The organism is Nonomuraea sp. NPDC054003, from assembly GCF_055585125.1.
This window is the reverse complement of sequence record NZ_JBVJKR010000022.1, coordinates 39,496-59,231: the sequence shown is the minus strand read 5'-3', so window position 1 is coordinate 59,231 and position 19,736 is coordinate 39,496. Positions and strand designations below refer to the sequence as shown.

Sequence of the window (19,736 nt, the reverse complement as noted above, 5' to 3'; positions counted from 1 at the left end):
ACGTTCGCAGGGTGAACGAGCTTGTCATCGACCTGAGCGCGATCGGCGCCGTGGTGTTCGACACCGACGGCACGGTCACCGACACCGCCCGCGGGCACGCGGCCGCGTGGAAGCACGTGTTCGACGGGTTCCTGCGCGGCCGCTCCGCGCCGTTCGAGCCGTTCGACGTCCGGGAGGACTACCTGCGGTACGTCGACGGACGGCCGCGACTCGACGGCGTCCGCGCCTTCCTGGCCTCACGTGGCCTCACCGCGCCGGAGGGCGCGCCGGACGACGAGCCTGGCGCGCCGACCGTGCACGGTCTCGGCCGGGCCAAGGAGCAGCTGTTCATGGAGCAGGTGAGGCTGCACGGGGTGGCCGCGTTCCCCGCGGCCGTGGCGCTGCTGCACGAGCTGCGCAACCGGGGCGCCCGCACCGCCGGGGTGTCCGCCAGCCTGCACGGGCGCACGCTGGTGGCCGCGGCGGGCGTGCTGCACCTGTTCGACACGCTGGTCGACGGCGGCGACGCGGCGCTGATGAACCTGCCGGGCAAGCCCGATCCGGCGCTGCCGCTGGAGGCGGCCCGCCGTCTCGGCGTGCCGCCCGGCAGGACCGCCGTGGTGGAGTCGGCGCCGGCGGGCGTCGAGGCGGGCAGGAAGGGCGGCTTCGCCCTGGTGATCGCCCTGGCGCCGGCCGGGGAGGGCGCCGACCTGGTGGTGAAGGACCTCGGTGAGCCGGTCGTGCGCGGCCGCGTTCTACCCTTGACCTCGTGACGGTGCTCATCGATCCCCCGCAGTGGCCGGGGCCGCGCGGCCTGATGTGGTCACATCTGGTCAGCGACACGTCCCTGGACGAACTCCACGTTTTCGCCGCCCGGCTGAGCGTGCCCGTGCGCGCGTTCGACCGCGACCACTACGACGTGCCCGAGACCGTGCACGCGTTCGCCGTGTCGCTGGGCGCGCAGGCGGTCACCTCCCGCGAGCTACTGCAGCGGCTGGTCGCGGCCGGGCTCCGCCGCCGGAAGGTGCACGCCGTACGCGCCGGGGAATGACGCCCCGCCCAGAGAGGCGTACGCGTCCTCGGGCACCGGCTCCTCTTCCTCGCCCGGCTCGCCCGACCCGAGCAGGGTGCGGGTCAGCGCCGCGCGCTCGTGCAGCATCCCGTCGAGCGCCCGGTTCAGCAGGTCGCCGGTGATCGCGGGCGTCCCGCCGTCGTGCGCGAGCGCGTCCAGCACGGCCCGGCGCAGCAGCTCCTTGAAGAACGAGGCGGTCGCGCCCTCGGTACGCGCCACGATCGGCTCCAGGTCGGCCCGCAGGGGCAGGTCGCGGGCGTAGAGGCGGAGCAGCGCCGCCCGCCCGGCGGCGTCGGGCCTGGGGATCTCCACGGCCAGGTCGACCCGGCCGGGACGGTCGGCCAGCGCGCGTTCGAGCACGTCGGCCCGGTTGGTGGTGAGCACGAACGTCACGTCGGCGTCGGCGCCGACCCCGTCCATGGCGTCGAGGAGCGCGAACAGCAGCGGGTTGCCGTCGTCGCTGAACGACCGGTCGCGCGCCACCAGGTCGACGTCCTCCAGCACCACGATCGCCGGCTGCAGCCGCCTGGCGAGCCCGGCCGCCTGCGACACGAACCGGATCGCCCCGCCGGTCATCACGATCACCGTGCAGCCGGTCATCCTGGCCATGAGGTAGCGGACGGTGTGGGTCTTGCCGGTGCCGGGCGGACCGTGCAGCAGCAGGCCGCGCTTGAGGTGCTGGCCGTGCGCGCGAAGCCGCGGCGCCTGCTCGGCGACTCCGACGATGTGCCGTTCGATCGTCTCCAGCACGCCGTCGGGCAGCACCACCTGGCCGGGCCTCAGGTCGGGGCGGGGCAGGAAGGTCACCAGGTCGTTGCCGCGGTACTCGCTCCACGCGAACGACAGGATCTGCCCTCGGTAGACGTCGTGCTCGCGCATCAGGCGCTCGATCTCGTCGCGCGACTCCTTGGCGGCGGCCCTGTCCGGCGCCAGCACGACCACCTGGCAGTCGGTCGACATGTGCTCCTGGGCGCCGCGCAGCGCCAGCACCACGGGCGTCCCGCCGGGGGCCCGGGTGAGCACCATCCCCAGCGAGATCACCTCGGTCGTCTCGTCGGGGCCGATCGCCACGGCCTCGTAGTCGACCGCGCCCGGCTCGTACCGCTCCCAGCCCTGGGCGGCGCGGGCCAGCATGTTGACGATGTCGTCGTGCTCGCGGCCCTGACCGGCGATGCCGAACCACTCGGCGCCGGGGGTGTGCGCGGCGAGGTAGGCGTCGACGCCGCGCTGCAGGTTGGCGTGCTCCCAGCCGGGGAACGCGGCCACCACGTTGACCACGTGTCTCAGCTCGCAGCCGAGGTGGCCGGTCACGCGGGTCACCAGCTCGGGTGGCGTGTCGAGGGCGAGGGTGTGGTGGGCGTCCTGGATCAGCTCTCTCAGCGACCGGGCCAGTGACCGGGCGTCGTCGGTGTCCATGACCGCCCACACTGACAGATCGCCGGGCCGCGCGCCGCTCCTTGTCCGTCAAGCGCGGTCATGCCGCTCGTCAGCGCTCCAGCTCGGCCAGCTCCGCGCTCACGGCCTCCCGGGCGCGCGCCTCCCACAGCTCGCGCGCCGGCGGTGTCCTGTAGAGGCGGGGTACGGCCAGCAGACGGCGGAGCACCTGGGCCCGGCCCCGCCTGAACAACTCGCCGGGGACGTGCGCGTACTCCTGCCTGATCTTGGCCGCGTAGTCCGCGTACCCGTCGCCGCCCAAAACCGCCAGGTCGGCGTCGCAGAGCACGGCCCCGTCGCGGTCTCCTTCGGCCAGCGTGTCGTGCGCCGCGGTCAGCCGTACCAGCCTGGCCACCTCGGCCACCCGCCGCGCCGGCACGCCGCAGCGGGGCAGGCGGGACCGGGCGAGCTGCGCGCTGCGCTCCTCGTCCCACCCGGGCCTGCCGTCGTAGACGGCGTCGTGGAACCAGGCGGCCAGGCGCACGGCCACGGGGTCCGCGGCCCACTCCTGGATCAGGCCGACGGCGCGCAGGACTGCCCGCAGGTGGTCGAGGTCGTGGTAGCGCCGGTGCGGCTCGGACCACCTGGCGACCAGCTCGGCTCCCACCGCGTCCCCGGCCCGGGACCCGCCCACCAGCGCACGCCACTCCTCCAGCACCCGGCCACCCTAGCCGCGCGCCGTGACCGCCGGGAAGGTTCACGGGTCGCCGCCCGCTTGTTAGCGTGGCGGCATCGAGCAGGGTCAGGGTGCGGGCCGGCGGCTGCCGCGGTGGCGGGAGCCGCGCGCGTTCGTGCCCCGGAGGCGGGCGCGGGGCGGGCTGGCCGGGGCGGCTGACGTGGCCGACGTGCGCCGGCTGGCGCGGCGGCGGGCGCCCCGGGTGGTGTTCGACTACGTCGACGGCGCGGCCGAGGGCGAGCTGTCGACGGCCAGGGCGGCGGAGGCGTTCGCGCGGGTGGAGTTCCGGCCGCACGTGCTGCGGGACGTGGCCCGCGTCGACACCGGGACCGAGATCCTGGGGCGGCGGGTGGCGATGCCGGTGGTGCTCGGGCCCACGGGGTTCACCCGGATGATGCACCGGGCCGGTGAGCGGGCCGTGGCCAGGGCCGCCGCCCGCGCCGGGGTCCCGTACGCACTCTCCACGATGGGCACCACGAGCGCCCGGGACGTGGCCGCGGCGGCGCCCGGCGGGTGGAACTGGTTCCAGCTGTACGTGGTGCGTGACCGGGGGCGGGTCAGGGACTGGCTGCGGCAGGCCCGTGAGGCGGGCATGGACGTGCTGGTCGTCACTGTGGACGTGCCGGTGGCCGGCGGGCGGCTGCGTGACGTGCGCAACGGCATGACCATGCCGCCGTCGCTGCGCTGGGGCGGGCTGGCGCAGGCGATGACCCGGCCGGCCTGGTGGTTCGGCTTCCTGACCGGCGAGCCGTTGCGGTTCGCGACGGTGGAGGGGGCGCCGGACGACCTGGCGGGGATCACGAACCTGATGTTCGACCCGGCGGTGACCCTCCGCGACCTGGAGTGGATCCGCGCCGAGTGGGGCGGACGGCTGCTGGTGAAGGGCGTGCAGCGGGTCGACGACGCCGAGGAGCTGGTGGCGGCGGGGGTGGACGGCCTGGTGGTGTCGAACCACGGCGGCCGGCAGCTCGACCGCTCCCCCACGCCGCTGGAGCTGCTGCCGGAGGTGGCGGCGGCGGTGGGCGACAGGACCGAGGTGTTCCTCGACGGCGGCGTGCGCAGCGGCGCGGACGTCGCGGCGGCGGTGGCGCTGGGCGCGCGGGCCTGCCTCGTCGGCCGCGCCTACCTGTACGGCCTGATGGCGGGCGGGGAGGCGGGCGTGGACCGGGTGCTCGCGATGCTCCGCGGCGAGCTGGTGCGCACGCTCGCGCTGCTGGGCGCGTCCGGGGTGGACGGTCTGGACGCGGACGTGGTGCGGCTGCGCTGAGCCTGGGCGGACTACCTGAGCCGGGACAGCCGGTGCTCCATCAGCTCGTCCTCGGCCTGCTCGGCGGCGGTCCGCAGCTTGCGGACCGCCCGCAGCGCCTCCTCGACGCCGGTGCCGCTCCGCTCGACCTCCGCGGCCGCCTCCCGGACCCGGCGGAGCGTGGTGGCGATGAACGTGTCATTCATGACCCGACGGTACGCCGGACATACCTGCCCGAACAGGGCCCCTGCGCGGGGCTGTTGAACCCGGGCCGTGCGCTGCGCGTATCCCCGCGTGTGAGTGGTGTTCGCGCACGCGGCGCCCGGGAGGCGCAGGCGACCGGCCGGTCCGCCGTGCGGCTCCTGGGCGCCGCCGTGTTCGCGACGGTCTGCGTGTACGCGGCGCTCGGGACGCACGTGCTGGCCGGTGGTTCCGGGGCCTCCCTGGGGGTGGTGGCCGCGACGACCGTGGCCGCCGGGGCGGGCGCTTACCTGCTGGGCCGGCGCCGCCGGGGCAGGGGTGTGCTGGTGGCGGCCTCGTTCTCTGCCCAGTACGGCATGCACCAGGTGTTCAGCGCGGACCTCCCCGGTGCGGCGCACGTCCTGGGCCACGACGCGGGCCACCATGGCGGGGGCCCGCTGCCCGGGATGGCGATGCCGCTCGCGCACGTGCTGGTCGCCGTGCTGTGCGCCTGGTGGCTGGAGCGGGGCGAGACGGCGCTGGTGACCGTGCTCGTCCTGCTGGGCTGCTCGCTGGCCGGGCTGTCGCGGCCGTCGCCGCGCGGCCGGGTGACTCCTGCGCCTCTCCGGATCGTGCCCGCCGCCGGAGAGCCACCGGTACGCGGGCCACAGGTGCTCGCGTGGGCCGTGAGCCATCGGGGACCGCCCCACTAGAGCAGGGAAAGACGCCGTCCGCCGACGGAGCCGCGCCCTGACCACGGCGCCGGAAACCCGCCGTCGGTCCGTCGCGCCGTGATCACGGCGCCGGAACCGCCGTCGGTCCGATCGTGCCGCGGGATGCCCGCCGCTGTGACCGGTCGCCGTCGCGCGGCCTGATCGTCATGGCCGGATGCCGGCCGTGGTGGCCCCCCTCGCTCTCGTTCTTCCGGAGTTGACCATGACCACTGTCCACGCGCGCCCGGAGACCGTCACCGTCCGGCCCGCCCCGTCCTCCTCGCGGCGGTACCGCGCCTTCTGGCGCTGGCACTTCTACGCGGGCCTGTTCGTCGCCCCCGTCCTGCTCGTCCTGGCCGTCACGGGGTCCGTCTACCTGTTCAAGGAACCGTTCGAGGAGTGGCGCTACCAGGACGTGCGCACGCTCGCCGAGCCCGTCACCACCGCCCGCCCGCTGTCGGAGCAGATCACGGCCGCGCAGCGGAGCATGCCCGGCGCGCCCGTCATGTCGGTGATCCCGCCGGCCGCTCCCGACCGCACGACCCGGATCATCTTCCAGGGCGAGGACGCCGGCCCGTGGGCGGAGGGCGTCTCGGTGTACGTCGATCCGGGGTCGGCCACGGTCGTCGGCACGATCGACGACGCGGCCACGTTCATGCGGGTGGTGCGCACCATCCACGGCGAGCTGATGGCGGGCACCGCCGGCGACCGGGTGGTGGAGACCGCGGCGTGCTGGTCGCTGATCCTGGTCGCGACCGGCACGTACCTGTGGTGGACCAGCCGCGGCAGGCGCCCGGCCCGCTCGCCGAGGGCCAGGCTGCGCCGCGTGCACGCGCTGACCGGGGCGGGCGCCGGCGTCGTCATCGTGTTCCTGGTGATCTCGGGCCTGCCCTGGTCGGGCGTGTGGGGTGACGCGCTGCAGCGGATCCAGGAGCGGACCGGCTCCACCTACCCCGACGCCGGCGACTACCCGAACCGTTCGGCGGACCTGTCGGACAACCCCGACGCCAAGGTGCCGTGGGCCGCGGAACGGCTGCCGGTGCCGACCTCCCAGGACGGCGGGCACGCGGGCCACGACGCGGGAGGCGGAAGCGCCTTGCACCCGGGCGCGCTCCCCCTGGAGCAGGCGCTGGCCGCCGCCCGGCCCGCCATCCGGGACTGCTCGCCGGCCGAGTGCGACCTGAAGATCCTCCTGCCGAAGGACCGCGAGGGCGTCTACACGGTCGTCACCGCCCCGCGCCGCGACCCGTCGGCCGCCCAGACCCTGCACGTGGACCAGTACAGCGGCCGCGTGCTCGTCTCGTACGGGTGGGACGAGTACGGGGTGCTGGCCAAGGCGGTGGAGCAGGGCGTGGCGCTGCACGAGGGCCGCCGCTACGGCACGGTCAACCTGCTGGTGATGCTGGGCGCCTGCCTGGCGCTGATCACGCTGGTCGTCTCGGGGGCGTGGATGTGGTGGAAGCGCCGTCCGAAGGGCCGGATGGGCGCGCCCGCCCGGCCGATGGACAGGCGCGCCGCGTACGGGGTGACGGCGATCATGGTGGTGCTGGGGGTGCTGTTCCCGCTGGCGGGCGTGACGATGCTGGCGGTGCTGCTGCTGGACCGGCTGGTGCTGCGCCGGATCCCGCGCCTGGCCGAGATCACCGGCTGACGGCGCGGGCCCGTCCGGGCGCTCAGCCGCGGCGGACGGGGACTTCCAGCCGCGCGGCCAGCTCGTCGAAGCCGATGCCGTACGTCTCCGCCACCGTGACGCCGTCCGGGCCGAGGTGGAAGATCGCCTGGTCGGTGTAGAGGCGGCTCACGCAGGCCAGGCCCGTCAGCGGGTACGTGCACTCCGGGACGAGCTTGGCCGTGCCGTCCTTGGCGAACAGCGTCATCATGACGAACACCTGCTTCGCCCCGATGGCCAGGTCCATGGCGCCGCCGACGGCCGGGATGGCGTCGGGGGCGCCGGTGTGCCAGTTGGCCAGGTCGCCGCGCCGCGACACCTGGTAGGCGCCGAGCACGCACACGTCGAGGTGACCGCCGCGCATCATGGCGAAGGAGTCGGCGTGGTGGAAGTAGGACGCCCCCGGCAGCTCGGTGACGGGCAGCTTGCCGGCGTTGATGAGGTCCGGGTCCACCTCGTCGCCCTTGGCGGCGGGGCCCATGCCGAGCATGCCGTTCTCGGTGTGCAGGATGACGCCCGAGTCGGCCGGCAGGTGGTCGGCGACCGTGGTGGGCTGGCCGATGCCGAGGTTGACGAACGCGCCGCGCGGGATGTCGCGGGCGACCACGGCGGCCAGCTCCTCGCGGCCGAGCGGCCCACGGCCCGGATGCTCGACGGTGCTCATGTTGCCTCCCCCGCCTTCGTGTCCAGGATCCGGTCGACGTAGACGCAGGGGGTGACGACGGTCTCGGGGTCCAGGTCGCCGACCTCGACCACGTGGCTCACCTGCGCGATCGTCAGGGCGGCCGCGGTCGCCATGACCGGGCCGAAGTTGCGCGCGGTCTTGCGGTAGACGAGGTTGCCGAGCCGGTCGCCGGCGTGCGCGGCGATGAGCGCCACGTCGCCCTTGATCGGGTACTCCAGCACGTGGTCCCGGCCGTCGATGGTGCGCGTCTCCTTGCCCTCGGCCAGCGGCGTGCCGGCGCCGGTGGGGCAGTAGAACGCGCCGATGCCGGCCCCGGCGGCGCGCATCCGCTCGGCGAGCGTGCCCTGCGGCACCACCTCCAGCTCGATCTCGCCCGCGCGGTAGAGTCCGTCGAACACCCACGAGTCGCTCTGCCTCGGGAACGAGCAGATCATCTTGCGTACCCGGCCGGCGGCGAGCAGCGCCGCCAGGCCGGTGTCGCCGTTGCCCGCGTTGTTGCTGACCACGGTCAGGTCCTTGGCGCCCTGCCGGATCAGCGCGTCGATGAGCGTGACCGGCATGCCGGCCATGCCGAAGCCGCCGATCAGGACGGTCGAGCCGTCCTCGACGCCCGCGAGCGCCTCGTCCGGGTCGGTGAGTATCGCGGTCATGCGGCGCTCACGTTCTCCAGGACGACCGCCAGGCCCTGGCCGACGCCGATGCAGATGGCGGCGACGCCCCACCGCTCGCGCCGCTCGCGCAGCACGTGGGCGAGGGTGCCGAGGACGCGGCCGCCGGAGGCGCCCAGCGGGTGGCCGATGGCGATGGCGCCGCCCTTGACGTTGACGATCTCCGGGTCGATCCCCCAGGCGTCGACGCAGGCCAGGGACTGCACGGCGAAGGCCTCGTTCAGCTCGACCGCGCTGACATCGTCCCAGCCGATGCCGGCCCGCCTCAGGGCCTGGTCGGCGGCCTGGACCGGGGCGTACCCGAACGCCTGGGGTTCGAGGGCGGCGGCGCCGCGGCCGGCGACGCGCGCGATCGGCTCGGCGCCCAGCCGCCGGGCGGCCGTCTCGGAACCGAGGACCAGCGCCGACGCGCCGTCGCTGAGCGGCGAGGCGTTCCCTGCGGTGATCGTGCCGCCGGGCCGGAAGGCGGGCTTGAGCCCGGCCAGCACCTCGGGCGTGGAGCCGGGCCTGATGCCCTCGTCGCGCGCGAGCTCCGTGCCCTCGACCGGGACCGCCAGGTCGTCGTAGAACCCGGCGCTCCAGGCGGCGTCGGCCAGCGCGTGCGAGCGGGCCGCGAACGCGTCCTGCCGCTCCCTGGAGATGGAGAACTTCTCCTGCAGCTGCTCGTTGGCCTCGCCGAGCGAGACCGTCCACTCCTTGGGCATGCGCGGGTTGACCAGGCGCCAGCCGAGCGTGGTCGACACGGCGGTGACGTCGCCGGCGGGGAAGGCCCGCGACGGCTTGGGCAGCACCCACGGCGCCCGCGTCATCGACTCCACCCCGCCGGCCACCACGACGTCGGCGTCGCCGCTCTCGATCGTGCGCGAGGCCATCATGGCGGCGTCGAGGCTCGACCCGCACAGCCGGTTGACGGTGGTCGCCGGGACCGTCACCGGCAGCCCCGCCAGCAGCACGGCCATCCGGCCCACGTTGCGGTTGTCCTCCCCGGCGCCGTTGGCGTTGCCCCACACCACGTCGCCGATGCCGGCCGGATCCAGCTCGGGCACCCTGGCCAGTACGCCGCGCAGCGCGGCGGCCGCCAGGTCGTCCGGTCGGACACCGGCGAGCGCGCCGTTGAACTTGCCGAACGGCGTGCGCGCGGCGGCGTAGACGAAGGCCGAACCCATCACGTCCTCCCCTTCTGTTCGCTATACGAACACACGTTCCTTATGCGAACAGTGTGTAGCTTAGCGCAGCACCCGCACCTACCGAAGAGGCATGAGATGTTGCCTTTGTCAGGGTGTCCGCACTTCCCATCGCGGCACCAGAGGGAGCGCGACACAGTGATCTGGGACGGCATCACCCTCCGGCCGGGCCACCACGAGGCCGGGGAGCGCGACGCGCTCGCCGACGCCGCGCGGCACGGCGACTGGGACGCGGTCTTCGCCCTGCTCGGCGAGCACCCCGGCTGGGTGAACAGCGGCAGACTCGGCGGCGCGACTTGGTACGCCCCGTTGCACCAGGCGGCCTGGCGAGGGGCCGCGCCGGAAGCCGTGCGGCGGCTGGTCGCGCTCGGCGCCTGGCGTACGCTGCGCACCGCCAGCGGGGAGCGTGCCGTGGACGTCGCCCACCGTAAGGGGCATCGGCACCTGGTCGAACCGCTCACGCCCGCGATCCTCCACCCGGTGCCGGAGGGCACGCTGGCGACGATCCAGCGCCACTTCCACGGCCTCATCCGCCAGCGCGCCGAGGACCTGGTCACCCTCCACCGGCTCCGGCTGCCCGAGCTGGAGCCGCTCACCGAGCAGGCGGACCCGTCCTGCTGGTTCCCCGTGCCCGGCATGTACGGCGGGTTCGGCTACCGCCTGGAGCCGCCCGGGCTCGTCGTGGAGAGCTGGTGTCGCGTGGTGGGCGGGTCGGGGCAGAGGCACGCGATAGACGAGGGCGGCGTACGGCTCCTCGACGAGGGCTTCGTCTGAGGCGGTCAGGGCTTCGCCGAGCCCGCCAGGGCCGCTTTGTCGACCTTGCCGGTGGCGTTGCGGGGCAGGGCGCCGACCAGGACGATCTCGCGGGGCACCTTGAAGCCGGCCAGCCGCTCCCGGCAGTGGCCGATCAGGTCCTCCGGCGTGACGGCCAGGCCCGGGCGGGGCACCACGTAGGCCCGCCCCACCTCACCCATCCGCGCGTCCGGCACGCCGGTCACCACGGCTTCGGCGACCGCGTCGTGCCCGGCCAGCGCCTGTTCGACCTCGGCCGGGTAGACGTTGAAGCCGCCGGTCACGTACATGTCCTTGGAGCGGCCGGTGATGGTGAGGTAGCCGCGCCCGTCGAGCCGGCCGCGGTCGCCGGTGACCAGCCAGCCGTCCCGCACGGCGTCCGCCGTGGCGGCCTCGTCGCCGAGGTAGCCGAGCATCACGTTGTGGCCGCGCACGAGGATCTCGCCGTCCTCCCCGGCGGGCACCGGCTCGCCGTCGGCGCCGGTCACCCGCACCTCGACGCCCTCGATGGGCCTGCCCGAGGTGGTGGCCACGGTCCGGTCGTCGTCGTCCACGGAGCAGGCGGTGACCGTGCCGCACGACTCGGTGAGCCCGTACGCGGTGACGACCTCGGGGAACAGCTCGGCCCGCATCCGGCGGACCAGCGCGACCGGCACCACCGACGCGCCGGTGACCGCGAGGCGCAGCGACGACAGGTCGTGCCGCGCGCGTTCCGGGGCGTCCAGCATGGTGATGTAGATGGTCGGCGCGCCGGGCAGGACGGTGATCCGCTCGGCCTCGATCAGCCTCATCGTCTCGCCCGCCTCGAAGACCGGCTGCAGCACCATGGTGGCGGCCCTGATCAGGCAGGCGAAGACGCCGGCCTTGTAGCCGAAGGAGTGGAAGAGCGGGTTGACGATCAGGTAGCGGTCGCCGTGGCGCAGCCCTGTCCTGTCGGCCCAGGCGCGGTTGGTCCTGACGTCCTGGGCGTGGGTGCACATGGCGCCCTTGGAGCGGCCGGTGGTGCCCGAGGTGAACAGGATGTCGGCCACGTCGCCGGGCCGGACGGCGGCGGTGCGGGCGTCCAGCTCCTCGTCGCCGACCGAGGCGCCGGCGGCGAGGAAGTCCTCCCAGGTGGTGGCGCCCGGACGGGGTCCGGCGTCGTACGTGACGGCGGTCAGGCCGGGCGGGGCCGGGACGCCCGCGCCGGGCGTGAGGCCGAGCATGGCGAGATAGCCGTTGCCGAGGAAGCCGTCCTCGGTGAAGAGCAGCCGCACGCCGCCGCGGCCGAGCATCCAGCGGGCCTCGTCGCCCTTGTAGCGGGTGTTGACGGGCACGACGACGGCGCCGGCGGTCAGCGCGCCGAGCGCGGTCACCACCCAGCGGTGGCTGTTGGGCGCCCAGATGCCGATCCGGTCGCCGTGCCGGACGCCGGCCGCGATGAACGCTTTGGCCGCCTCCCGCACGAGGGCGCCGAGCCGGGCGTAGGTGAGCCGGACCGGGCCGTCGACGACGGCCTCGGCGTCCGGGTGCTCGCGGACCGCCCGGGCCAGGACGCCGGGGATCGTCAGGTCCTCGTTCATCGGTCCGCTCCCAGCATCAGGCCGCTGGTCGGCACGCCGGTCCCGGCCGTGACGAGGACGTGCCGTACGGACGGGGGCTGGTTCACGGAGGTGCCGCGGACCAGCCGCACGCCCTCGGCGATGCCGTTCATGCCGTGGATGTACGCCTCGCCGAGCTGGCCGCCGTGGGTGTTGACCGGCAGCCTGCCGCCGACCTCCAGGTGGCCGTCGGCGATGAAGTCCCGGGCCTCGCCCCTGCCGCAGAAGCCGAGCTCCTCCATCTGCGGCAGCACCAGCGGCGTGAAGTGGTCGTACAGGACGGCCGCGTCGACGTCGGCGGGGCCGAGCCCGCTCTGCCCGTAGAGCTGCCGTCCGACCAGGCCCATCTCCGGGATGCCGGTGATCTCGGGACGGTAGTAGCTGGTCATCATGTGCTGGTCGTCGCCGGAGCCCTGACCGGCGGCGAGGATCAGCGCGGGCGGGTGCGGCAGGTCGCGGGCCCGTTCGGCGGAGACCACGACCAGGGCCTGGCCGCCGTCGCTCTCCTGGCAGCAGTCGAGCAGGCGCAGCGGCTCGGCGATCCAGCGCGAGGCCTGGTGGTCGGCGAGGGTGATCGGCCGCCCGTAGAACCAGGCCGCCGGGTTGGTCGCGGCGTGCTTGCGGTCGACCACGGCGACCCGGCCGAAGTCCTCGCCGGTGGCCTTGTACTCGTGCATGTAACGGCGGGCGAACATGGCCACCCACTGGGCCGGGGTGAACAGCCCGAACGGGCTGACCCAGGCGAAGGCGGCGTCGTCGGCCCCGGCGCCGGAGGGCGCGTCGGCCCTGCCGAGTCCGAAGCGCTGCCCGGACCGTTCGTTGAAGGCCCGGTAGCAGACGACCACCTCGGCGACGCCGGTCGCCACCGCCATCGCGGCCTGCTGGACGGTGCCGCAGGCCGCGCCCCCGCCGTGCGGGACGCGGGAGAAGAACCTCAGCTCGCCCATGCCGGTGCTGCGGGCGATGTGGATCTCGGAGCTGGAGTCGGCGGTGAACGTCACCATCCCGTCCACGTCGGACGGCCGCAGCCCGGCGTCGGCGACGGCGGCGAGCACGGCCTCGCAGGCCAGCCGGAGCTCGCTGCGGCCGGAGTCCTTGGAGAACTCGGTGGCGCCGATCCCGGCGATCGCCGCCCGCCCGGACAGCCCGCTCACGACTCCGCCCCGCCCGGCAGCCGCACCGCGACGGTGCCGGTGACGTGCGCGCCGAGGCGGTTGGCGCCGCGTACGGCGATCTCGACCCGGCGGTCCTCGTCGTGCTTGGCGGTGACGGTCCCGGTCAGCACCATGGTGTCACCGGGGTAGTTGGGCGCGCCGAGCCTGATCTTGATGGCCTTGACCTCGGCGGCCGGTCCCGCCCATTCCGTGACGTACCGGTCGATGAGGCCGTTGGTGGTCAGGATGTTCATGAACACGTCCGGGGAGCCGCGCTCGGCGGCCAGGCCGGGGTCGTGGTGCACGTCCTGGTAGTCGCGACTGGCGATCGCCGTCGCCACGATCAGCGTGCGGGTCAGCGGGACGGGCAGCTCGGGCAGCGTCTCGCCGACCGTCACCTCGTCGTACGCGCGGCTCCTCATGCCGTCACCGGCCGGAACACCGGGAGCGACAGCTCCGGGTCCGGGTCGAGCCATTCGAGGGCGACCGGCATGTCGATCTCGACCTCCTCGGGGGCGACGCCGACCAGGTTGGTGACGAGCCTGGTGCCTTCCTCCAGCTCCACGAGCGCGACCACGTACGGGGGCTCGAAGGCCGGGTGGCGCGGGTGGTGGCTGACCACGTAGCTGTAGACGCGTCCCCGGCCGGACGCCTCGGCGGTGTCCCATCCGTACGAGCCGCACCGCGGGCAGCAGGGGCCGGGCGGGTGGCGCAGGGCGCCGCAGGCGTCGCAGCGCTGGATGACCAGGCGGTGCTCCCGCGCGGCCTCGAACCAGAACGCGTTGTCCCGGTTGACGGCGGGCCGCGGCCGCGGGGCCGCCGGCTCCCGGCCTCCGGGCGGCGTCCGAGCGGGGCGGAACCACAGCATCCGCCAGCGCTGGACGGCCACGGTCTCGCCGTGCTGGTCCAGGTACGTGCGCTCGGTGGTCACGAAGCGCCCGGCGCCGAGCGCGGTCTTCTTCTCGGGCGAGATCGACTCGATGATCTCGCGCACCCCGACGTGGTCGCCCACGGTCAGCTCGCGGTGGAAGGCGAACTCCGAGTCCGTCGCCACCACCGAGGTGTAGCCGCCCTCGGCCAGCAGCGCGATCAGCTCGCCCAGGCCGGACCCGTCGTCCTGCCCGGCGGTCGCGGCGGCGTACCCGCGCATGGTCCAGGCCTGCATCATCGAGGCGGGGGCGACGATCCCGGCGCGGCCGGTCCGGCGGGCGGCCTCCTCGTCGAGGTAGACGGGGTTGCGGTCGCCCATCGCCTCCACCCAGTGGCGGATCATCGGCACGTTGACCGGGTCGGGTCCGGGCCTCAGCGGCGCCGCCTCCCGGCCGGCGAACTCCCCCAGCCGTTTCTCGTAACCGTCCTGCTCTGTCTGGGCCAACGGGGTCCCTCCCTGAGCAACGCCTGCCGGCCTCCGACGTTAACCATCCGGGAGCCCCGGCAGGAGGGCGAATCCCGCTGAACGGGAGCGACGTCAGGCGTTCGAGCGACCGGCGAGCAGGAGGCGGCAGGCGATGCGCAGGTCGCTCTCCATCTGAGGAATCGGCAGCCGCCCGTTGAGCCCGGACTGCAGCACCCCGTACCAGCACTGGACGAGCAGCCGCACCAGCGTGACGTCCATCGGGGTGGGCTCGTCGACGGCCAGCGTCCGCAGGATGATGTCGCGGGAGGTGTCCTCGACGCGCGCGGCGTCGGCGACCACGGACGGGTTGGCGGTGCTGGCCGACTGGAGCATCGCGGCGGCCAGCGCGGGCCGGCGCAGGAGCTGGCGGCTGGCCTGGACGAGCACGTCGGCGACCGCGTCCTCGGGGCAGGCGGCGGGCTCCGGGCGGCGGAGGCTCTCGCTGAACCGGTCGATCTGCTCGGCCAGCACCGCGGTGAACAGGTGGGTCTTGGACGGGAAGTAGCGGTAGAGGGTGGCGATGGCGACCCCCGCCTCCTTGGCCACCTCGTGCATCTGCACGCGCTCCAGGCCCCTGTCGGCGCCGATCCGCGCCGCCGCCCCGAGGATGCGCAGGTGGCGGGCCCGCTGCTCCGGCGAGCTGGGCTCGGCCGGTGTCCTGACCTCGGCGATCCTCGGCACCTTCTCCCCCCGACCGGTCTGTGGGATGGCACGACCCTACACACCCGCGCGCCCGTGGACCTGGGAGTCTTCCACTCAACGGGATCCCGGGGGTGGAATGCCGGAGGGGGGTTTGTAGGTTCGAGTCGTCAAGCGCACGTTGAGGGGAAGCGATGACAGCCGAGTTCGCCGACGCCGAACCCCTGATCGACCCACCTACCACGGCCGAGTTCCGCAGGGCGATGGGCATGTTCGCCAGCGGGGTGACCGTGGTCACCGGCCTCGACGACGGCGAGCCGGTCGGGTTCACCTGCCAGTCGTTCGCGTCGGTGTCGCTGGAGCCGCCGCTGATCCTGTTCTGCGCCGATCACCGGGGGCGCGCCTGGCCGCGCATCAGGAAGAGCGGCCGCTTCTGCGTGAACGTGCTGGGCGAGGACCAGGTCGAGCTCTGCGGCCGGTTCGGGTCCAGCACCGGCCGGAAGTTCGACGGCCTCGGGTGGGATCTGTCCCGCTGGGGCGTCCCCGCGCTGCGCGACGTGCTGCTGCGGGTGCACGGCGAGGTGCGCGACGTGCACGTCGCGGGCGACCACGACGTGGTCATCGGTCTGGTACGGGAGCTCGAACCGGTCACCGAGCAGCAGCCGATGCTGTTCTACCGCGGCCGGTTCGGTCTCGGCGAGCGGCGGCCCGGCGAGCCCGGCGCCAACCTGTGGAGCTGGGGCGACTACTGAGTCCGGCCCGCGATCCCCTGGACAGGAGCAAGGACCGGCGCACGACGATCGTCCGGGCAGGAGCGTGGGCTGCCGCGGGGATCAGGACCGGTCGCCTCGTCCGGCGGTGAGCAGCCGGTCGATCGGTCCGGGGAGCCGTCCCCGGTGCGGCACGCGGGCGGCGTGCCGGAGCGGCTCCGGCTCGGGGAACAGCGCGCGCGACGCCTGACGCGCGGCGTCGCGCACCAGCGGCGCCACCCGCTCCAGCGGCGCGCGGGAGTCGCCCGCCAGCGAGATGCCCGCGACCGGGCCCTCGGGCCCGCGGATCGCCGCCGCGACCGACGTGATGCCGGGGAAGCAGTCGCCGCGTTCGAAGGCCAGCCCGCGGCGCTGCCGGACGCGGTGCAGCTCCTGGTGCAGCGAGCCGGGGTCGCCGATGAGCGCCTCCACCCGTTCCGGCTCCAGCCAGGCGAGGATCGCCCGGCCGAGCGCGGTGGCGCGGGCGGGCGCCCGGCCGCCGACCCTGGACGGCACCGACCGTGCGAACGGGCCGCCGGCCTTGTCCAGGAAGCGCACGTCGGCGCCGTCGAGGACCGCGAGGTGGACGACCAGGCCGGTGCTCAGCTGGAGCTCGTGCAGCAGCGGCGCGGCGGCCTCGCGGATCCGGCCGTGGCCGCCGTCGCCGCCGAGCCCGAGCGCGCGCCGGCCCAGGCGGTAGCCGGACGAGGTGTGCTCCAGCCAGTCGAGCCTGACGAGCTGGTCGAGGATGCGGTGCGCGGTGGAGCGCGGCAGCCGGGTGCGGCGGGCGACGTCCTCCAGGGTGAGCAGGGCGGCGCGGCCGGCGAACGCGTCCATGATGAGCGTCATCCGCTCGACCATGGACGGCGGCGGCTCCGCGCCCGCGTTGAGAGGGGTCATCACACCTCCCAAATCTGAAATGAATTCTTGCGTGGACCCTAACAACGGGACGTACCCGTGGGAAGGCCCGGCGCCGTCACGCGCCGGGCCCGGGACACCCGTGGGGTCAGGAGGCGCTGTGGCCCACCGCCCTCGCGTAGAACGAGCGGTCCACGTACCGGTCCTCCGCGATGACGTCCGCGTACTTCACGGTCTTGAAGGCGATGAACACCTTCTGCTCCGACTCGCCGGTCCCCTGGCGGATCTCCCAGTCGAAGGTGAGCGACGGCGTGCGGGTCAGCGAGTCGCGCGGCTGCTGGGTGCCCTCCGCCATGGCGTCCAGCACCTTGTCGTCCTTGATGTAGTCGCCGTCCAGGTAGGTGTTGACCGTGCGGATGTACGCGCGGACGAACGCCTGGAGCACCTCGGGCCGCTCCTCGATCATCGACTTGCCCGCATAGAAGCCGCCGAGCGGCTCACCCGCCGGCTGCCCGCCGACGAGCACGTAGCTGTCCGGCTGGTCGGCCGCGGTCAGCCAGTACGGGTCCAGCAGCCAGGCGGTGTCGATGGCCTTGTTGGACAGCGCGGTCATCAGGTCGGCGGCCGGGAGCTGCTTGATCTCCATGTCCCCCAGCGTGATGCCGTGCTCGCGCAGGGCCTTGTCCATCGGGTAGGCGATCGCGGAGGCGGCGCCCACGGTGGAGCCGAGGGTCTTGCCCTTCAGCTCCTTCAGGTCCGGATCGGCCGGATCGGAGAAGATGTCGCGGCGGGCCCACAGCCCGGTCTGCGGCTGGGACAGGTCGGCCGCCTTCGGCTCCACGAAGTTGCCCAGCACCCACTTGATGTCCAGCCCCTGGCTGACCGCGTTGAACAGGCCCGCCTCGGTGCCGCCGTACGAGACGTCCACCCGGCCCGCGGCGAGCTGCGGCATCGCGTCGGCGAACGGCAGGACGGAGAACTCGATCTTCAGGTTCTCCTTCTCGAACTCGCCCTGCGCCATCCCGACGAAGATCGGCGCGAGGCTGCTGGAGCGGGACGCGGAGGTCATGCGGATGGTCGCGGGCTCCTTGAGCGGCTGCGCCGCGGGCGTGCCCGCCTCGCACCGGGCGATCTTGCGGTCCGGGCTCAGGTCGGCGGGGTCGACGTACGAGTCCGGCCCGCAGCCCTCGACGGGCACGACCGCGCCGAGGTCGGTGGCGGGCGCGGCCGACGGCTCCCCGCCGCCACCGCCGCACGCCGCGGCGGACAGTAACAGCAGCGCGGCGCCCAGGACGCGGAATCTGGACATGGGTTCCTCCAGGATGAACATGCGGAAGGGGGGGTCAGGTCGGGATGATCGCGTTGTCGTCGGACGTCCACCGGATGAACAGCCGGCCGATGGCCTTCACCAGGAGCGCGAACAGATAGCCGATGAGGGCGACGAGCACGATGCCGACGTAGCTCTGCTCCAGCAGCAGCAGGGTGCGGCCCTGCTCGATGAGATAGCCGAGACCCTGGTCGCTGATCACGAACTCGATGCCGACGAGCATCAGGACAGAGACGCCGGCGGAGATCCGCAGGCCGACGAAGATCTCCGGGAGCGCGGCGGGGAGCAGCACGTGGCGGAACATCTCCCACCGGTTGGCGCGCAGCATCAGCGCGGCCTCGCGGTAGCCGGTGGGCACCGCCATGACGGCCGACATGACCGAGATCCAGACGAAGAAGTAGACGGTCGCCGCGATCAGGACCACGACCGAGGTGTCACCGAAGCCGAAGATGGTCAGGAAGATCGGCAGCAGAGCCAGCTTGGGCACGGTGTACCAGGCCCAGGAGAAGGGTTCGAGCGCCGCGCGCAACACCCGCGACATGCCCATGAGCAGGCCGACCACCAGCCCGCCCGCGGCCCCCAGCAGGTAGCCGAGTATGACCCGGCGGACGCTGGTGACGGTGGCCTCGACCAGCTTGCCGTCCTCCCACAGCGCGACGAGGCCCGGGATCAACCGGCTCGGCGGCGGGTAGAGGAACGGGTCCACCCATTCGAGCACGGCGCTGAGCTGCCACAGCACCACGAACCCCACGGGCACCGAGACGCCGAGCACGACCTTGGTCGCGTTCCAGCGGCGGCGGGTCCGTACGGGATGCAGTTCGGCCACCCCGGGACGGCGGTACAACGTCGTGCTCATCGCGGGTCCTTCCCGGCGTCGAACTGGGCGACGACCTCGGAGTGCAGGCTCGACCAGAGCTCGCCGCGCAACTTGGCGAACAGGGGATCGGTGCGGATGGCGCTGGAGCGGGGGCGCTCGAACGGGACGTCGATGTCGGCGATGACGCGGCCGGGCCGCGCGCTCATCACGACCACCCGGTCACCGAGCAGCAGCGCCTCCTCCAGGCTGTGGGTGACGAACACGACCGTGCGCCGCCTGGCCTGCCAGATGGCCAGCAGCTCGTCCTGCAGCACCTCGCGGAGCTGGGCGTCGAGCGCCGCGAACGGCTCGTCCATGAGCAGGACCTCGGGGTCGATGGCCAGCGCGCGGGCGATGGAGACGCGCTGGCGCATGCCGCCGGACAGCGCGCTGGGGTAGACGTCGGCGAAGTCGGTCAGCCCGAGGCGGCCGAGCCAGTCGTCCACCGTCTCACGCCGTTCGGCGGGAGGCCGGCCGCTGAGCCGGAGCCCGAGCTCGACGTTGGCGCGGACGGTCTTCCACGGGTAGATGCCGTAGTCCTGGAAGACCATCGCGATGGGGATGCGGTTGTCTCCGGAGATCTCGACCGCGACCTCTCCCGAGGACGGCGCCAGCAGGCCCGCGATGATCTTGAGCAGGGTCGACTTGCCGCAACCTGACGGCCCCACCACGCAGAGGAACTCGTCATCGCCGATCGACAGGTCGACTGGTCCCAGGGCGTGCACGGTCGAGCGGCCGGTCGTGACGAAGGAGCGGGTGACGTCGCGGGCGGCGATGCGCCGGCCAACGTGATCCATGGGTCTCCCTGTCGGCGAGGGGATATTAGATTTAGCATTGCTATTATTTACAAGATAGTAATGAGAATAGAGACAAGTCAAC

22 protein-coding genes are annotated in these 19,736 nt (G+C 73.6%); 7 read left to right on the top strand and 15 right to left on the bottom strand.

The window, feature by feature from the left end; translation table 11 throughout:
* Positions 1-11: 11 nt before the first annotated feature.
* Entirely contained in the window at positions 12-752 is a 741-nt protein-coding gene (locus ACZ6YG_RS40375; protein WP_148031166.1) for an HAD family hydrolase, read from the top strand.
* Complete coding sequence (locus ACZ6YG_RS40370; protein WP_148031165.1) at positions 749-1,030, top strand: DUF4031 domain-containing protein; 282 nt, start codon at positions 749-751, stop codon at positions 1,028-1,030. The genes ACZ6YG_RS40375 and ACZ6YG_RS40370 overlap by 4 nt, the downstream gene beginning before the upstream one ends.
* Here the strand turns inward: ACZ6YG_RS40370 and ACZ6YG_RS40365 are convergent.
* Together ACZ6YG_RS40365 and ACZ6YG_RS40360 are read right to left on the bottom strand one after the other, a co-directional pair.
* Complete coding sequence (locus ACZ6YG_RS40365; RefSeq protein WP_466020869.1) at positions 962-2,467, bottom strand: AAA family ATPase; 1,506 nt, start codon at positions 2,465-2,467, stop codon at positions 962-964. The two genes, ACZ6YG_RS40370 and ACZ6YG_RS40365, sit on opposite strands and share 69 nt — an antisense overlap.
* Positions 2,468-2,537: 70 nt before the next feature.
* A complete protein-coding gene (locus ACZ6YG_RS40360; protein WP_219543338.1) occupies positions 2,538-3,143 on the bottom strand; it encodes an HD domain-containing protein in 606 nt (201 codons plus the stop codon).
* Positions 3,144-3,276: 133 nt separating this feature from the next.
* Between ACZ6YG_RS40360 and ACZ6YG_RS40355 the strand changes: the two genes are divergently transcribed.
* Positions 3,277-4,428 (top strand): alpha-hydroxy acid oxidase, encoded by a 1,152-nt coding sequence (locus ACZ6YG_RS40355; protein ID WP_466020868.1) that lies wholly within the window; start codon positions 3,277-3,279, stop codon positions 4,426-4,428.
* A gap of 11 nt (positions 4,429-4,439) precedes the next feature.
* On the opposite strand, the gene ACZ6YG_RS40350 is transcribed toward ACZ6YG_RS40355, so the two are convergent.
* A complete protein-coding gene (locus ACZ6YG_RS40350) occupies positions 4,440-4,613 on the bottom strand; it encodes a hypothetical protein (protein WP_187281127.1) in 174 nt (57 codons plus the stop codon).
* Between the two features lie 90 nt (positions 4,614-4,703).
* Here ACZ6YG_RS40350 and ACZ6YG_RS40345 point away from each other — a divergent pair, with 90 nt between their 5' ends.
* Positions 4,704-5,300 carry a hypothetical protein gene (locus ACZ6YG_RS40345; protein ID WP_466020867.1) on the top strand — a complete coding sequence of 199 codons (597 nt, stop codon included), beginning with the start codon at positions 4,704-4,706 and terminating at the stop codon, positions 5,298-5,300.
* A gap of 223 nt (positions 5,301-5,523) precedes the next feature.
* Positions 5,524-6,951: a PepSY-associated TM helix domain-containing protein gene (locus ACZ6YG_RS40340; RefSeq protein WP_466020866.1), complete on the top strand. Its 1,428-nt coding sequence runs from the start codon at positions 5,524-5,526 to the stop codon at positions 6,949-6,951.
* A gap of 22 nt (positions 6,952-6,973) precedes the next feature.
* Here the strand turns inward: ACZ6YG_RS40340 and ACZ6YG_RS40335 are convergent, their stop codons facing one another.
* Genes ACZ6YG_RS40335 through ACZ6YG_RS40325 form a run of 3 tightly spaced genes read right to left on the bottom strand, consistent with a single transcriptional unit; the run spans position 6,974 to position 9,488 of the window.
* Positions 6,974-7,633, bottom strand: a complete 660-nt coding sequence (locus tag ACZ6YG_RS40335; RefSeq protein WP_364234375.1) for a 3-oxoacid CoA-transferase subunit B — start codon at positions 7,631-7,633, stop codon at positions 6,974-6,976.
* Positions 7,630-8,304, bottom strand: coding sequence for a 3-oxoacid CoA-transferase subunit A (locus tag ACZ6YG_RS40330; RefSeq protein ID WP_466020865.1), 675 nt, complete (start codon positions 8,302-8,304; stop codon positions 7,630-7,632). The genes ACZ6YG_RS40335 and ACZ6YG_RS40330 overlap by 4 nt, the downstream gene beginning before the upstream one ends.
* A complete protein-coding gene (locus tag ACZ6YG_RS40325; RefSeq protein WP_466020896.1) occupies positions 8,301-9,488 on the bottom strand; it encodes a thiolase family protein in 1,188 nt (395 codons plus the stop codon). Before ACZ6YG_RS40325 ends, ACZ6YG_RS40330 begins: the two co-directional genes overlap by 4 nt.
* A gap of 156 nt (positions 9,489-9,644) precedes the next feature.
* On the opposite strand from ACZ6YG_RS40325, the gene ACZ6YG_RS40320 reads away from it, so the two are divergent.
* Positions 9,645-10,280, top strand: a complete 636-nt coding sequence (locus ACZ6YG_RS40320) for a hypothetical protein (protein ID WP_466020864.1) — start codon at positions 9,645-9,647, stop codon at positions 10,278-10,280.
* Positions 10,281-10,285: 5 nt separating this feature from the next.
* Here the strand turns inward: ACZ6YG_RS40320 and ACZ6YG_RS40315 are convergent, their stop codons facing one another.
* From ACZ6YG_RS40315 to ACZ6YG_RS40295, 5 genes are all read right to left on the bottom strand, one after another.
* On the bottom strand, positions 10,286-11,860 hold the full coding sequence (locus tag ACZ6YG_RS40315) for a FadD3 family acyl-CoA ligase (RefSeq protein WP_466020863.1): 1,575 nt from the start codon (positions 11,858-11,860) through the stop codon (positions 10,286-10,288).
* Positions 11,857-13,032: a lipid-transfer protein gene (locus ACZ6YG_RS40310; RefSeq protein ID WP_466020862.1), complete on the bottom strand. Its 1,176-nt coding sequence runs from the start codon at positions 13,030-13,032 to the stop codon at positions 11,857-11,859. The genes ACZ6YG_RS40315 and ACZ6YG_RS40310 overlap by 4 nt, the downstream gene beginning before the upstream one ends.
* A complete protein-coding gene (locus tag ACZ6YG_RS40305; protein ID WP_148031154.1) occupies positions 13,029-13,454 on the bottom strand; it encodes a MaoC family dehydratase in 426 nt (141 codons plus the stop codon). The genes ACZ6YG_RS40310 and ACZ6YG_RS40305 overlap by 4 nt, the downstream gene beginning before the upstream one ends.
* On the bottom strand, positions 13,451-14,407 hold the full coding sequence (locus ACZ6YG_RS40300; RefSeq protein WP_466020861.1) for a bifunctional MaoC family dehydratase N-terminal/OB-fold nucleic acid binding domain-containing protein: 957 nt from the start codon (positions 14,405-14,407) through the stop codon (positions 13,451-13,453). The genes ACZ6YG_RS40305 and ACZ6YG_RS40300 overlap by 4 nt, the downstream gene beginning before the upstream one ends.
* Positions 14,408-14,500: 93 nt before the next feature.
* Entirely contained in the window at positions 14,501-15,109 is a 609-nt protein-coding gene (locus ACZ6YG_RS40295; protein WP_364234361.1) for a TetR/AcrR family transcriptional regulator, read from the bottom strand.
* A 152-nt stretch (positions 15,110-15,261) separates the two neighbouring features.
* Between ACZ6YG_RS40295 and ACZ6YG_RS40290 the strand changes: the two genes are divergently transcribed.
* Positions 15,262-15,819 (top strand): flavin reductase family protein, encoded by a 558-nt coding sequence (locus ACZ6YG_RS40290; protein ID WP_271278204.1) that lies wholly within the window; start codon positions 15,262-15,264, stop codon positions 15,817-15,819.
* Positions 15,820-15,900: 81 nt separating this feature from the next.
* Here the strand turns inward: ACZ6YG_RS40290 and ACZ6YG_RS40285 are convergent, their stop codons facing one another.
* The 4 genes from ACZ6YG_RS40285 to ACZ6YG_RS40270 all read right to left on the bottom strand — a co-directional run bounded on the left by ACZ6YG_RS40285 (position 15,901) and on the right by ACZ6YG_RS40270 (position 19,654).
* Positions 15,901-16,716, bottom strand: coding sequence for an IclR family transcriptional regulator (locus ACZ6YG_RS40285; RefSeq protein WP_466020860.1), 816 nt, complete (start codon positions 16,714-16,716; stop codon positions 15,901-15,903).
* 106 nt (positions 16,717-16,822) lie between these two features.
* Entirely contained in the window at positions 16,823-17,983 is a 1,161-nt protein-coding gene (locus ACZ6YG_RS40280) for an ABC transporter substrate-binding protein (protein ID WP_466020859.1), read from the bottom strand.
* Positions 17,984-18,017: 34 nt separating this feature from the next.
* A complete protein-coding gene (locus ACZ6YG_RS40275) occupies positions 18,018-18,857 on the bottom strand; it encodes an ABC transporter permease (RefSeq protein ID WP_148031150.1) in 840 nt (279 codons plus the stop codon).
* Positions 18,854-19,654: an ABC transporter ATP-binding protein gene (locus tag ACZ6YG_RS40270; protein WP_148031149.1), complete on the bottom strand. Its 801-nt coding sequence runs from the start codon at positions 19,652-19,654 to the stop codon at positions 18,854-18,856. The genes ACZ6YG_RS40275 and ACZ6YG_RS40270 overlap by 4 nt, the downstream gene beginning before the upstream one ends.
* Between the last annotated feature and the right edge of the window lie 82 nt (positions 19,655-19,736).